Here is a 14,864-nt window from a genome sequence, read left to right as displayed (position 1 = left end):
TCCCGGTGAACCGAGCTCCCTTCTCGCTCCTGCGAAATCCTCTCTCTTTGCACTGTCGATTGAAAACCAGTCGCTGGCCTCACCCCAAACCGCTGATTTTGGCCTCATCCCAGACCGGCGCGAACACGTGGCGGTCGAGAAACGTCTCCACCCGGCCCAGGAAGGCCTTTCCCTCCTCGCTCCCGGCCAGCGTCCGCTCCAGGTCGGGGAGGTCCGTCTCGAGGAAGACCCGCCGGACGCCCGCCGTCATCTGCGACAGCTCAAACAGCTCCAGTGCCCCCTCGGTGGTCTTGTTCCCCGGGATGCCGACCAGCAGGTCCCCGACCTCGACGTCTTTCATCCGCCGGGTCAGCCGGCGGACGAGGCCCAGCCCCACCATGAACTTGAGGGAGACGGCGAGCACCGGAAAGATCCGCCGGACCGTGAGTTCGCTAAAGCGCCGGATCTGAGCGATCAGCTCGTCAATGGGCTTGTCGCCGAGCCGGAGCGCCTCGTAACCCTCCGCCAGTTTCCAGTAATCGTCGCAGCGCGCCTGGATCCGGCGGGGGCCTGCCAGCCAGGGGAATCGGACGATAGTCAGCAGCGCCCGGACGAAGGGCCTGACCAGGGCTGTCCAGCGGACGGGCGGACGCACCGGTTCGAATTCCCCGGACACGCGGAGCCGGTCGAAGATTTCACCGGTGGCGGGGTCGAGCATCCGCAGCATCGCCGGCGTCAACCGGCCGAGGAAGGGGTGGCCGAAGAGAAGGTTCATGTTCCAGTAGGCCCGCCCGTCCACCAGGTCGATGACGAAGCTGTGCCGGTACAGGGGGGAACGCTCGTCGATGCCCCACAGCGCCTCGGTGATGGGGGGCACCAGCACGTCGTTGAAGAACGACCAGGCCAGCGGCTTGAGGGGGTAGGGCATGTTCTCGCGGGTGTTCCAGTTGCACCAGAAGACGACCCGTCCCGGGGCGATCTCGCCGTTGACGGGGTTTCCCCAGATCACCGGGAAGGGCAGGGACCGTTTGCGGGCGGCGGTGACGGGGCGGGCCTGCAGCACCCGGAACCGCCCCCGGCGGAGGGCCCATTCGATGTCCTGCGGCGCGCCGAAATGCCGTTCGATGGCCAGGCTCAGGCGGGCCAGTTTCTTCAGCCGCCGGGGGCCGAGGCACGGCCGGCCGGTTCGCCCTGCGGAATCGAGGGCACGGCGGACCCGTTTCATCTTCCCGCCCGGTCGGGCGAGGACGAACTCCTCCGGCGTGACCCGCCCGGAGACCAGGGCCTCGCCCAGCCCGCGATGGGCGTTGACGAGCATCTCGGACGCGTCCCCGCTGACTGGGTTGATCGTGAACGCGACCCCGGACACCTCCGCCGGGACCATCTCCTGGACGACGACGGCCATGCCGGTGAGCGCCGGGTCGAGACCGGCCTGCCGCCGGTAGGCGACCGCCCGGTCCGACCACCCCGAGGCCCAGCATCGCCGGACCGCGGCGAGGAGGCCGTCGGGCGTGTCCACGTTCAGCACCGTGTCGTACTGGCCGGCAAAAGAGGCCCCGGGCAGGTCCTCCGCTTCCGCCGAGGACCGCACCGCCACCGGGACGGCCCGGGACCGGCCGCCGGCCATCTCCCGGTACGCGGCCAGGATCCGTTCCTTCACCGGCGCTGGCATTTCGCTCCCGGTGATGCACCGGACGGCTGCTTCGGGGCCCGGCGGTTCCGAAGCGGCAACCCCCGCCCGGAGGTGTTCCCGACAGGCGTCCGTGGTGATGCAGAAGCCGCCGGGCACGTCGAAGCCGGCGGCGATCAGCCGGGCCAGGCCGGCGGCCTTGCCGCCTGTGCGGGGCCCGTCCTCGGGCCGGATTTCGTTCAGCGGAATGACGTACACGTCGCCTTCCCTGCCCCGGACGCGTCTTCCAGGGCGGCGGCGAACGCCGCCATGACGGGGGCCGGGGCGACGGTCACGCGAATCCAGCCGGGGTAGCGGAAGCTGGTCATGGTGCGGACCATGAAGCCCCGGGGCATCATCCGGCGATAGAAGAGCGTGTCGCTGAGGGGGACCTTCACCATGATGAAATTCCCCTCCCCGTTGACGTACGGCAGGCCCAGGCGCTCCAGGGCCGGCAGCAGGGCCGCCTTCCCCTCCCGCACCATGGCCCGGGTCGCCCGGACGTGCTCCTCCCCGTGCCGGACCGCCTCGGCGGCGGCGGCCTGGGCCAGGGTGTTGACCGAGTAGACGACGTAGGGCCGCCGGATGAAGCTCATCAACGCCGGCTCGGCGGCCAGGTACCCGACCCGCAGGCCGGCAAGGCCGAACATTTTCGAGAAGGTCCGGAAGATCACCAGGTTGGGGTACGTCTCCATCAGCTTCATCCCGTCCGGGAAGTCCGGGTCGTCCACGAACTCGCAGTAGGCCTCGTCCACCACCACGACGCAGTGCCGGGCCCGGTCCAGGAAGCGGGCCAGGCGGTCCCGGTTCCACCCCGTCCCGGTGGGGTTGTTGGGGTTGCAGATGAAGATGATCTTGGTGCGCCCGTCCACCCGGGCCAGCATCGCCTCGTCGTCGAAGGCGTTGTCGCGCAGCGGGACCAGCCTCGCCTCGAAACCCGAGAACTCGGCCACCCACTCGTAGACGGCGAAGGTCCGGTCGGCGGTGACGATGTTGTCGCCCGCCTCGCAGAAGGCCTTGATGACCGTGGCGATCACCTCGCAGGACCCGTTGCCCACGAGGAACTGGTCCGGGTCCTTGCCGAAGCGTTCGGCCAGGGCCTGGCGGAGGTAAAAGGAATCGCCGCTGGGGTAGATGGCGATCTTCCGGCCGTCCTGGTGGTCCCGGAGGACCCGCAGGGCCGCCGGCGGCGGCCCCAGGAAATTCTCGTTGTTGTTGAGCCGGTACAGACGGTCGAAGCCGTACATCCGGCGGAGCTCGTCGTCCGGCTTGCTGGGGATGTACGCCTGGAAGCGGCGGATGTACGCGGGAACGAACCGCTCGTAGTCGAGGGCGGCGTTCATGACGGCTCCGGTGGCCGGTGGAAAACCAGCCTGTCGGCCCGGCCGGCGTTGGGCACGATCAGGGCGGGGGTGAACCCGGCCTCCAGCAGGGCGGGGGTGAACCCGATCTCGTGGCTGTTGCCGAGGTCCATCTCGAACAGGACGCCGCCGGAGGGAACGTCCGGGCGACGGAAGGTCTGGAACAGGTTCAGGAGACGGCCCAGGTTGAGCCGGATATCGCGACCCGCCACCAGGCCGCGGCACACCGCCAGGTGGGACGCCAGGAACAGGTCGCTGGTCACCCGGGAGTGCTCGGCCTGTGCCTCCCCCTGGTCCTTCAGCTCCACGATCTCGCGCGGGAGCAGGAGGCGGTCGTATTCGGCCCGCAGGAAGTCCCGGACCCGCGGGTGGCAGTACACCAGCGAACCGGCGTCTTCCTCCAGGTGCCGGTAGAAGACCGGCAGCACCGCGTTCCCGCGGTGGTAGTCCGTACAGCCGCCCCGGCCCAGGACCTCGAATTGGCGGGTGATCAGGTCCTCCTGGGTGAAGCGGCAGAGCAGGCCCACCGCCCGGGTCCGGCCGACGTTCCGGAGACAGTGGTCGAGGAGGGCCCCGGCGATTTCGGACGAGCGGTTCGGATCGAAGACGTAGGGGCCGAACACCTCCACCAGCTTGTCCCCGACCCCGCGCCACAGCACCCCGCCGACCGGGAACCCCCCCCGGCAGACGGCCAGGCCGGCGCTCAACTCGTCCGTCGAGCGCATGTCCACCACCTTGCCGGGGAATTCCAGGAAGGAGGGGAGCGTCAATCCTTTCAGGCGCCGGTTGACCCGGGCGGTGAAGTGGAGGAGTTCGCCGTCGGAGGGTGAAACCAGGTCGAAGGGAGCGCCCCGGAGCGTCTCGAGGCTCGGGTCCTCCTCGTCCGGGTCGAAGGGCGGATACGCTTTCTCCCGGTAACATTCGACGAGGACCGTGCGGTTGTCCCGGATGGCCAGCTTCAGGCGGTCCAAGCCGGACAAACCGATGATGATGCCCAGTTTTTCCATGGACTGCTCGTCGGCCGGCTCGTATTCCGGGATCGCCGGCCACAACCGGCTCATGTCGATCCGTTCCGTCTGAAACGACATCCGCAGGCGGATGAAATGGATGCCGTTGAACGCTTCCAGCTCGATCGGCCGGTCACCCCCGAAACGCCGGCAGAAGTGGGCGAAGATCTCCTCCACCGCCAGCACCAGCTTGTCGGATTCCCGCTCGCCCAGGCCGAACGCCGCCGCCGATGTCTCGGTGAAGGACCGGGCCAGCGGGCCGAACTCGGCGCGGATCGGGAACGTCACCGTGGTCTTCAGCTGAATCGGTTTGTCCAATCGTTCACCTCCGTGGGGGGGGCAGTTCCAGCAGTTTGATCAGCAGGTTGCCGGCGGCCCGGCGCCGGTAGGCCGCGCCGGCCCGAACGTCGCCGATGGGCCGGACGCCGGCCGAGACGCGCTCCGCCAGCTTGCGCAGGGCCGTTTCCTCCAGCGGGCGGCCCCGGATCGCCGCCTCGACGTCGGGGAAGGTCAGCACCGTCGGGCCCACGCTGCCCCAGGCCAGGCGGACGTCGGCCACCGTCCCGTCCGGCTCCGTCCGCAGCCAGGCCGCCAGGCTCGCCACGGCGATGGCCTGGGCCTTGCGCAGGCCGATCTTGAAGTAGGCGGACCGCCCGCCCGGCGGCGGGCACTTCACCCGGACGGCGGCCAGGACCTCGCCCGGGGCCAGGTCGACCGACCGCGGACCGGTGATGAACCGGTCCAGGGGCAGCACCCGGGCCCCGCCGCGGGAGCGCAGTTCCACCCGGGCGCCGAGGGCGTAGAGCGGCGGCAGGGTGTCGCCGGCGGGGGAGGCCGTGCAGAGGTTGCCGCCCAGGGTGGCCATGTGGGTCACGGGCGGGCCGCCCAGCACGCCGATGGCCCGGACCAGCAGGTCGAGGCGGGCTTGCACCCGGGGGTCCGCGGCGACCCGGTGCAGGGGGAGGGCCGCCCCGATGACGAGCTCGTCCGCTTCCTGCCGGACCGTGGCCAGTTCCGGGACCCGCTCCAGCCCCACCAGCCGGCCGGGCGCCGCCTTTCCCTCGCGGAGGGCCACCAGCAGGTCGGTGCCGCCGGCCATCAGGCTCGGAGCCGTGGCCCCGTCGCAGAGTTCGAACACTTCGTCCAGGGAGGTCGGCAGCAGCACCTGCCGGGTCCCGCCGCCCCCGTTGTCGGGACGCCGCCGTTCGGCGGCCGGCGGACGGAGGTCCAGGACCGTTCCCATGGCCGGCACGGCGCCGGGCCCTCCGGGCGCGGACCCGGTTTCCGGGCCGGGGAGCGGGGGCATCGCCGTCTTCCGGTGCGCTTCACCCGGCCCCGGGCGGGGCGCCGGGTCCGCGAGGGCGGCGGCCGCCTCTTCGACGGCGTCGACGATTTTCTGGTAACCCGTGCAGCGGCAGAGGTTGCCGCCCAGGGCCCGGCGGATGGCGGCCCGGTCCGGGCGGGGCTGGCGCGCGAGCAGGTCGGCCGTGGCCACCACCATGCCGGGGGTGCAGAAGCCGCACTGCACCGCCCCGGCCCGGACGAAGGCGTCGACGATGGCCCGGCCGTCCTCGAGGCGGCTCAGGCCCTCGATGGTGGTCACCCGCCTCCCGTCCAGCTGGGCGGCGAGCATCAGGCAGGAGAGGCGGCTCTCCCCGTCCACCAGGACCGAACAGGACCCGCACTCGCCGCTGCCGCAGGATTCCTTGGTCCCCGTCAGGCCGAGGTCCTCCCGCAGCAGGTCCACCACCCGCCGGTCGGGGGGGGCGTCCAGCTCGAGGTCGCGGTCGTTGAGCCGGAAGCGGATCTTCACGGGGCCCCCGTTGCCGCCCGGTTTTCCGGCAGCGCGGCCAGGACCCGTTCCGCGGTGAACGGCCCCTCCCGGAGCCGGGTCCCGACGGCGTCGGCCAGCGCGTTGGACACGGCGGCGAAGACGGGGTCGATGACGACCTCGCCGACCCCTTTCATCCCGAAGGGCCCCTCCGGTTGGCGGCCCGGCACGACGACCGACGCCACGTCGGGCACGTCCTCGGCCGTGGGCAGGATGTAGGTGGTCAGGTTGGGCGTGCGGATCTGGCCGCCCTCGCACCGGAAGTCCTCGTAGAGCGCGTAGCCCAGCCCCTGGGCCACGCCCCCCTGCACCTGCTGCTCGAACAGCTGGGGGTTGAGCACCCCGCCGGCCTCGGTGCAGGCCAGGTAGTGGTCGACCCGGGTCTCGCCGGTCAGCCGGTCCACCTCGACCGCGGCCAGGTGCGCGGCGAAGGAGAAGAGGGTGTGGGGCAGGCCCCACTGGCGCAGGGCCGGGTCGTCCCCGACGCGCTCCGGGGAGACCGGCGCGGTGTAAGTCCCGGTGCCCAGCCTCTGGTCCGGCGGCAGGCCGGCGGCCAGCCGGTCCAGGGCCAGCTCGCCCCCGGAGCGGTGGCGGACCCGCCCCGGCCGCAGTTCCAGTTCGTCCAAGGCGACGACCTGTCCCGCCTCGTCGCTCAGGAGGGCGGCCGCCCGGGACAGGAGGCGGGTTTTCAACTCCTCCGCGGCCTTGATCAGGGCGTTGCCGTACGTGAAGGTGGTCCGGCTGGCGGAGGACGACCCGCTGGGGAGCGTCCGCCGGGTGTCGGGGAGGACGAGGGTCAGCCGCTCGGCCGGCTGGCCGAGGACCTCCGCGGCGATCTGCAGAAAGGTCGGGGCGTTGCCCTGGCCCATGTCGGACACCCCGGCCTGCACGGCGAAGCGGCCGTCCGGCAGCAGCTCGATCCGGGCGCCGGCCCGGTCGGGAACCTCCGGGCCGTAGCCCATGCCGTGCAGCGCGGCGGCCACCCCGACGCCCCGGGCCCTGCCCGGCGGGGCCGCGGCGACCCATTCCCGGCGGCCGGCCCACCGCGGGTGGTCTCGCAGCGCCTCCAGGCAGGCGACGTTTCCGTCGGCGCCGGCCAAGAGGGCGCCCACGGCCGTGCGCTCCCCGGACCGCAGGGCGTTGCGCAGGCGGAAGGACACGGGGTCCTGCCCGGTCCGGGCCGCCAGCTCGTCCACCAGCGACTCGACGGCGGCGGTGACCTGGGGCACGCCGAAACCGCGGAAGGCCCCGGCCGGCGGGTTGTTGGTGTAAACGCTCAGGCCCTCCACCTCCGCGTGGGGGATGCGGTAGACCCCCCCCGCGTGCTCCATCGCCAGCTCCAGGACGGCGCCGCCCAGGCAGGCGTAGGCGCCGGTGTCCAGGACCAGGCGCATGCGCAGGGCGTGCAGGGTGCCGTCCCGCCGGCAGCCGAGGGCGGCGCGGATCCGGGCGGGGTGCCGCTTGGTGGACGAGCGGAAGCTCTCCTCGCGGCTGTTGACCAGCTTGACCGGCCGGCCGCCGGCGTGAAGGGCGCCCAGCCCCAGCAGGCCCTGGACGGTGATGCCGTCCTTGCCGCCGAAGCCCCCGCCGAGGTACGGCGCCACCACCCGGGTCCTCTCCCGCGGCACGCCCAAGGCATTGGCCACTTCCAGCAGGTCCCGGTGCGGGGTCTGGGTGGACGCCACGATCACCAGGTCGCCCCCCTCCTCCACCCAGGCCACGCCGCACTCGGTTTCCAGGTAGGCGTGCTCCTGGCAGGGGAGGTAAAATTCTCCCTCGGCCACGACCTCGCACGCCGCCAGGGCGCCCGCGCCGTCACCCGTGCGCAGGCATCCGCCCAGAAGCACGTTGCCGGTCTTGTGGCGCTCGTGCAGGAGGGGCGCCCCGGGCCGCAGGGCGTCTTCCGGGTCCGTCACCGCCGACAGGGCCTCGTACTCCACCCGGACGAGGGACGCGGCCTCGGGGAGGAGGGCCTGGTCCTCGGCCAGGACCAGGGCGACCGGGTCGCCGCGGTGGCGGACCCGGTCGTCGCACAGGACCGGCTGGTCGAACTCGGGGACGCCGACCCGGTTGGTCCCCCGGACGTCCCGGTGGGTCAGGACGGCCACGACGCCCGGCAGGGCCAGGGCCGGCGACGGGTCGATGGACCGGATGCGGGCGTGGGCGTGATCGGCCCGCCTCACCCCCAGCCACAGCAGGCCTTCCGGGTAGAGGTCGGCGGCGTAGCGTTCCGCCCCGCACGCCTTGGACAGGGCGTCCGCGCGCGGCCAGTTCCGGCCGATGGCGCCTTCCGGGCGTCCCGGCGTTTCCGCGTGGTCCGGTCGTGCGTTTCCCCTCATGCTTTCCTCACGCTCTCCGTTCCCTGCGCGGTTTATAACGCAGAGCAGTCGCCGGCCGCAACCCAAATCCCAACCACGGATGCACACGGATGCAATAGACCGCCCTTTTTCCCGGCGCACCAAGGGCTCTTCCTCAATTCTTTGGGTCCCTTGAATCCGAACCCGGATAAACCGGAAAAGGAACCACGAAATACACGAACAAAGAAGTCCGGAGCCGGAAGTCCGGAGACCGGAGATGGCGGTTGGCCTTTTCACGGTAATCGGAAGCGCCTCTTCTCCGTGCCTTCGTGCCTTGGTGAGAGAAATTTCGGACGGAGCTCTCACGGAGGCGCAGAGGCACGGAGGGGACGCGATCAGAAAGCGTGTCCTTGAGCGAGGACCCTCCCTCGTCCCTCATCCGGCCACCGGCTCGAAAGTTCGGCTCCTGATTTCTTGCGCATTTTGCCAAAGATCTTACTTTGAAGGGACTACGCTTTTCCCAGGACCTCACCCGGCAAAAGTGGCCGCGGAAGGCAACCGGAATCGACAACATGTTGGTAAAAACGCAGCCGCTGAAGCGCCTGGATCGGTCCAGGCATCTCCCGGAACTTCTCCGCGCCCCAGCCTCTGCGAGAGCTTCATGAGCACGGAACGCCCACCTCGGCAACAGGTGGGTGTCCGGGCCCTGAATCACGGGCGGGTGTCCTGAACCTGAATCGTGCCCACCACCCTTTTACCCCGTGCGGATCGTGGCCTTTCGTGTCTTCACCGCGCCTGGGTCGTGTACGTCGCGTCCCCACCCTGTCAGGATCATGCCCTCTGCGTCTTCGCCCCACCGGGATCGTCCCCGCCGTGTCTTCACCCCGTCAGGGGTGAAATGTTTGTAGAAAAGGCAGTTATAAAGATTCTCCTCCCCCGCGCGCCGCCGGCCGGGATGGTGCTCCGGAGCACGGTTTACCCCCGGCGGCGCGCGGGGGAAATGAATAATAACCTCATTTACTACAAACATTTCACCCCTGACGGGGTGAGGGCGCGGAGGCGATGGACTCCCGGTGGAGGGAAAACCCGCCCGGCGGCCCCGTCTCCTCGAACGTCCCTCCAGCCCGCTAAGAAGCCGTATGCACGGAGAATCCCGGAAGGAAAGAAGGGCAAAGAAGGGGACACTCACTTTCCCGGAATGGGGGCAATCCTTTTTTGTTAAATGGTTTCCGTTTTGCCATCCCGGCGCTTCGATTTGAGCTTGGTCTCTGCGTCTTTGCGTCTCTGCGCGATAGAGATCGGTTGATCAGGATGGTGCGATAATGCGGATAAGAAATATCGCGCAGAGACGCAGAGCTGCGGAGAAAACCAGAAGGAGCGTCCGGTAGTCCCTGGTCAAGAGAAGGCTTTTAGCGGTTTAGGCAGAAGGGTTTTGGGCCTGAACCGATGAATCGTGGTCGTGGGGAACATCAGATTTCTGGGGCATTTTACCAAAGATCCTGGGCTTTCTCCGGGACTTTGCCCGGAAAAGTGGCCTAGCCAGGCAACCGGAAACGGCAACATGTTGGTAGCGCCGGGCGGCATGAATGCCGTCCTTTCAACCAGAACGCTTCAATTATAACCCATTTTGTTGCAATGTATTGCAAACGCTTTCTGGAGAGAGCGCAGCCGCTGAAGCGCCGTTATGCCCGTTGGTCCCCGTCGCGTACCCCGCGGGCGATGCGCTCCCGCAGGCCGCCGGCGACGAGCAGCAGCAGCAGGACCAGCCCCAGCAGGGCCATCGCCGCGGACGTGGCGAACACGGTGAAGAAGGAGCACCCTCTCGCCAGGAGCAGGCCCCCGACCGACGGGCTGATGAAATACCCGGCGTCCATCACCAGCTGCATCAGGTTGGCGTTGGCCCCCCGCAGCGGGGGCGGCGACACGGCGAACATCAGCGCGTTGAGCAGCGGCTGGGCGATCCCCAGGGCGGCCCCGTAGAGCAGGGCCAGGGCGCCGATGTAGATCAGGCCGCCGGGGTAGGCGAACAGGAGGAAGCACCCCGCCAGGGGCGGCAGGCTCAGGCCCAGCACCGTGGGCTTGTCGAAGCGGTCCAGCGCCCGGGCGAAAGTCACCCGGGTGGCGATGACGGCCCCCGTCGAGAGGGTGAAGAAGATCCCCGCGTCCCCGTACCCGGCCCGCAGGAAAAAGTCCTTCATGAAGTAAAAGACCGTGGTGGTGCAGAAGGTCAGGGCCAGGTTGATCCCGAGGATCAGGAGGTAGTGGGCCTGGCCCAGGTTCCGCAGGAGCTGGCGCAGGGCCGGCGGCGGCGGCGGGGCGCCGGTGGCGGCGTACCGCCGGGCGATACGCCGGCGGGAGGCGGCCGCCAGGAAGAAACAGGGGACGGCCAGCACCGAAACGGCGGCGTAGACGTGGGCCTCGTTGGGGATCCAGCGGGCCAGGGCGTCGGTCAGGAGCGGCATCACCGCGTAGGGGACCAGCAGGGCGACGCTGACGACGGCGAAACCCTGCCCGCTGCGGGCCGGGGGGATCAGGCCCACGACGATGAAGGTGGCGGAGGAGACCATCAGCACGAAAGCCGCGCCGTGGAACAGGCGCAGGACGACGAGGGCGGGGAGGGTCGTGGCGAAACTGTACCCCCACAGCGCGGCGATGATCATGGCGAAGGAGACCAGCATCGTCCGGAAGGCGTTGTTCGCGTTGAGCAGCGGGATCGCTGGCAGGCGGACGAGGAAGGCGGCCAGGGGCTCGAGGCTCACCAGCAGGCCCCGCCACTCGGCCGGGATGCCGATCCGGCCGAGGTAGACGTAGAAGCCGAAGAAGATGGCCAGGTTGCAGAAGCCGAAGAAGATGGCCAGGGTGAGGGTGACGAACTCGAAGGTGAAGAGGGAGTCCTTCGCCGGCGGGGGCGAAACCGCCGCGGCCGCTTCGGCGAGGGCGGGCCCGGGGGTCACGGGGAACGCCGGTTGCGCGTCATCCCGCCTCCCGCCGGGCCCGGTCGAAATCCCGGCGGATGAAGTCCAGCAGGCGCCTGGCCTTGTCGGTGTACAGCTGGATGGCGGCGAAATCGGGCTCGGACAGGACTTTCTGCATCAGCAGGCCGTCGCTGTCGAACCACCGCGGGACGTAGCCGCCGACAAAGTACCCGCGGGCTCTCAGAATGTCCACGGCCGGGCCGATCCCTGGCCGGCCGGCGTTGAGGAAGAACTGGTAGACCAGGGTCCCCCGGCCCGCCCCCTCCTGTTCCAGCCCCGCCACGGCCGCCGCGAAGTCCGCGCCGGCGGCGACGACGTTGAACCGCCCCACCGCGGCGTCGTCGAAGAACCGGACGGTCAGTTCGGAGGCGGCCTCGCCCGGGGCCCCGGCGTCGGCGGAGCGCCACTCCCGCTCGAGGCCCAGGTCCGCGGCGATCCCGTCGACCGCTTCCCGGTAGACCGGCGGGATGAACGTGGCCTGGGGCCGGTCCCGGTAGGAGATGTACGAGGTGCAGCAGCAGGCCCGGCCGGTCAGGCTCTTCTCCCGCTCGTAGGTGGCCGCCGGCATCAGGTCGATCTGGATGGCGCAGTCCTTCGCGCCCCCGAGGGCGGCGGCCTTCTGGCTGGCCAGTTGGTGGCAGACCTCCTCCCCGAAGACGCCGTCGACGCCCACCTCCCGGGCCAGCGGCCCGGTGACGTGGCGGTTGATCCGGTGGATGGCGAAGGTGTGGCGGTAGGCCTTGTGGCTCACGTACTGTCCGCCCTCGTAGAGGTTGGGGTGGTGCGGGGAACTGCGGAAGAGCGCGCCGTGGGCGACGATGTCCCCGGCGGGTGTGCGGGCCACCACCGAGTACAGGTCGCCGTTGCGGTTGGCCCCGACGAGCCAGGCCGGGTCGTAGTAGCACTCCCAGGTGTAGTGCGGGCCGTAGACGGAGGTGTAGAGGTTGACCAGGCCGGGCGCGTCGTCCGGCCGGAAGCGGTCGACGGCGAAGGTCTGCCCCGGCGCGATGGGCTTTTCTTCCCGGTGAGCGGCCATGCGGGGTCTCCTCCTTGCCAAACGGGTTGCGCGGTGCCCCAAGGGCAGTGCGAAGGGTCGCGGTCCGGAAGGGGCGCTGCCGGCCTGCCCGACCATGGCCACCGCCTGAAAGTAGGCGAAAACGGGGGGGAAGTCAAGCCGGATGGCATTGCAAATGAGATGTCGCCCCCCAAATGTGACGCCGCCCACCAGAACGGGAGGGAGCAAAGGGTGCCAGGCACTATCTAAAGCCAATCGTATCATGCAGACATAGCGTCTCTCGACGCAACTCATTTCCGATCAGACTGTCATAACAACCCGACCACATGCTCAACCCTCCTGGTACACTTGGCGCGAGAATCGCCCGCGTTGCGGACTCTGGTACTTCTGGCGACCCGATCCCAGGGCTCGGGCGAAGCGCCCTTCGCCCTGGGCTACACTCAGTCGCCCGCTGTCGCGGGCTCCTGCGAGCCAGGGAGATTCTCGTGGACCGTTACCGCTTGGCCCTGGCCGTCCCGCGGACTCCTTCGCGCAAGGGGGATTCTCGGAGGGGAGTGCGGCGCGGAGGCCCCCGGAGCGCCGTTTTCAGCCATGCCGACGAGAAGGCGCGGAGGCCCCCGGAGCGCCGCCGGAGGGGATGCGCTCCACAGTCGCGGGGAAAAAGGGACAGGCCGCCGGTCCGGCACTGCGGCAAAGCGACGGATCCTCGGCCCCGGGGAGGTTCCCGCGCCGCTCCGGGAGCCTGCGCGACGCGGGGAAAGCGGTGCCGCGGGGCGCGTCACCGCACTCAAGGCGGCGCTCCGTCGGACCTCCGCGCCGCAATCCGCCAGGACCCCCGTGCCGGGGACGCTTTCGTTGTGCCATCGCTCGTCGTCCCGATGGCCGCATGCCAGCCCGTGCCCTTGCACCGGGCCAATCGCAGGCGTGAAGGTTCGCCGGCGGGATGAGGGCACTGCGGGTGGCCCATCGGTCATCTTGATCTTTATCGTGATTTGTAATATTATAAAAAAGCTGTCGTCAGGAGCACGTGAGCATGAGGCAAAGAGAACGCAACTCTTTGTCTGTATCATCCTGGTGTCGTCAGGATGAAGCCCTGTCGGCTCAAAGCCGGCAGGGAGCCAGTCCCGATTCCAACTCGATGGAGGTCGCGATGAGCAACCGAACATGGCTGAGATTATCCGTGGGCACATCCCTGTTCTTCGTGCTGGCAGGTCCCGTGGCGGCGGCGCTGGACGCCTGGTGCGCTCACGTCACCAGCGTGGCCGGTTGGAAGACGACGATATCGTTCTACAATGCGGGTTTTTCCACGGTGACCGTCACCGCAGCCCGCTATGGTTCCGATGGGAATCCGTATGGTGCTCTGCTCCTGATGGAGGTGCCGCCGCTGGCCTGGGCGAGTTTTACCCCCCTGGATCTGGGTTACAACGGAACAGCCCACCTGACCGCTCCGGCTGACCTCGACGTTAAACTCACTTACCAGTTTGGCGACTCTCCCAGCGTATGTGAGTTCTTCCTGACGGGTGAGACCGCCCAAAAGTGGATGCTGCCGAATACGGTGCGATCCTGGATGGACTACACCGGCGTCGCCCTGATGAATCCCCTGGAAACGGCGGTCAATGTAACGCTCGAGGCCTGGCTGGGCGGCAGCCTTGTGACCTCGGTGAACGTGACCATACCCGCCCGGGGGCAATACCTGCGCCTGAGCGACGGAATCTGGACCGGAACCCCTTACACCGGGTTCGATACCATCCGTATCTTCAGCAACGGCCCTATTCCGGCACCCATCGACATCACCGGGAACGTCGCCGGGGATCGACACCTCTTCTTCGGTGGCCGCCCCGTTCCCATCCCCTCCGCCGGAGACCTGGTGGGGCCGGACGCCCTCGTCGGCAACCTGCGCTACATTCCGGCCGGGACCTTCACCCAGGGCTCGCCTCCGGGCGAGCCGTGCGCATTTGCCGAAGAAAACCAGTTCTTTCATACCCTGAGCCAGGGCCTGGCGTTAATGGAAACGGAAGTCACGCGCCAGATGTGGGCGGACCTCCGGACCGTGCAGCCGACCCTCCCGGCGGACCCGACCTATACATCCTGCGGGGCCGGAATGAACAACCCGGTGCAGACGGTCTCCTGGTTCGAGGCGGTGCTCTTCGCCAACCTGCTCTCGCTGGCCAACGGGCGGACGCGCTGCTACTACGCGGATGCGGGTTTCACCCAGCCGATCACGGCCGACAACTACCTCGCGGGTCCTGTTTACTGCAACTGGAACGTCACCGGATACCGTCTGCCGACGGAGGGGGAGTGGGAATACGCCTGCCGGGCGGGGACGACGACACCGTTTTATGTCGTCGAACCAAATTATTCGTCGGCCAACTGCCTGGGGAACTCGACCGCGGGCATGTATCCCCACCTGGAGACGGTTGCCTGGTTTTCAGCGAACACATCTCTGACCACCCACGAGGTGGGTCAGAAAACCGCCAATGCCTGGAAACTGCGGGACATGCACGGGAACGTCGGGGAATGGTGCTGGGACTGGTACGGGCTCTACCCGACAGGTTCGGCCTCCGACCACCCCGGCGCTGCATCCGGCATAGAACGCGTGATCCGGGGCGGGGGTTTTGGCAACGTTGCGAATTACTGCCGCGCTGCGTACCGGGGTGCCTGGGACCCTGATGAACCAGATCCCTGCATGGGTTTCCGCCTGGCCCGATCCACTCGCTGAGGATCTGAAAT

At 68.9% G+C, this 14,864-nt stretch carries 8 protein-coding genes; 1 reads left to right on the top strand and 7 read right to left on the bottom strand.

The genetic code is table 11. The features are described 5' to 3' along the window. Positions 1-79 precede the first annotated feature (79 nt). The 7 genes from KA419_03160 to KA419_03130 form a co-directional block, all read right to left on the bottom strand. The gene (locus KA419_03160) at positions 80-1,867 is read right to left on the bottom strand and encodes a hypothetical protein (protein ID MBP7864924.1); all 1,788 of its coding nucleotides are present in this window, start codon (positions 1,865-1,867) and stop codon (positions 80-82) included. Next, positions 1,849-2,991: a histidinol-phosphate transaminase gene (hisC, locus tag KA419_03155; GenBank protein ID MBP7864923.1), complete on the bottom strand. Its 1,143-nt coding sequence runs from the start codon at positions 2,989-2,991 to the stop codon at positions 1,849-1,851. Before hisC ends, KA419_03160 begins: the two co-directional genes overlap by 19 nt. Beyond that, entirely contained in the window at positions 2,988-4,334 is a 1,347-nt protein-coding gene (locus tag KA419_03150; protein MBP7864922.1) for a hypothetical protein, read from the bottom strand. Before KA419_03150 ends, hisC begins: the two co-directional genes overlap by 4 nt. A 4-nt stretch (positions 4,335-4,338) precedes the next feature. Beyond that, complete coding sequence (locus KA419_03145) at positions 4,339-5,829, bottom strand: FAD binding domain-containing protein (GenBank protein ID MBP7864921.1); 1,491 nt, start codon at positions 5,827-5,829, stop codon at positions 4,339-4,341. Further along, positions 5,826-8,186 carry a xanthine dehydrogenase family protein molybdopterin-binding subunit gene (locus KA419_03140; GenBank protein ID MBP7864920.1) on the bottom strand — a complete coding sequence of 787 codons (2,361 nt, stop codon included), beginning with the start codon at positions 8,184-8,186 and terminating at the stop codon, positions 5,826-5,828. Before KA419_03140 ends, KA419_03145 begins: the two co-directional genes overlap by 4 nt. A gap of 1,640 nt (positions 8,187-9,826) precedes the next feature. Beyond that, positions 9,827-11,098, bottom strand: coding sequence for an MFS transporter (locus KA419_03135; GenBank protein ID MBP7864919.1), 1,272 nt, complete (start codon positions 11,096-11,098; stop codon positions 9,827-9,829). 19 nt (positions 11,099-11,117) lie between these two features. After that, positions 11,118-12,155 carry a hypothetical protein gene (locus KA419_03130; GenBank protein MBP7864918.1) on the bottom strand — a complete coding sequence of 346 codons (1,038 nt, stop codon included), beginning with the start codon at positions 12,153-12,155 and terminating at the stop codon, positions 11,118-11,120. A gap of 1,129 nt (positions 12,156-13,284) precedes the next feature. On the opposite strand from KA419_03130, the gene KA419_03125 reads away from it, so the two are divergent. After that, positions 13,285-14,853: a formylglycine-generating enzyme family protein gene (locus tag KA419_03125; GenBank protein MBP7864917.1), complete on the top strand. Its 1,569-nt coding sequence runs from the start codon at positions 13,285-13,287 to the stop codon at positions 14,851-14,853. Positions 14,854-14,864 lie beyond the last annotated feature (11 nt).

The organism is Acidobacteriota bacterium (assembly GCA_018001935.1).
In the GTDB taxonomy this organism is placed as follows: Bacteria; Acidobacteriota; JAAYUB01; order JAAYUB01; family JAAYUB01; genus JAGNHB01.
Note: the sequence above shows the minus strand (reverse complement) of the source record. Positions and strands in the feature narration are given on the sequence as shown.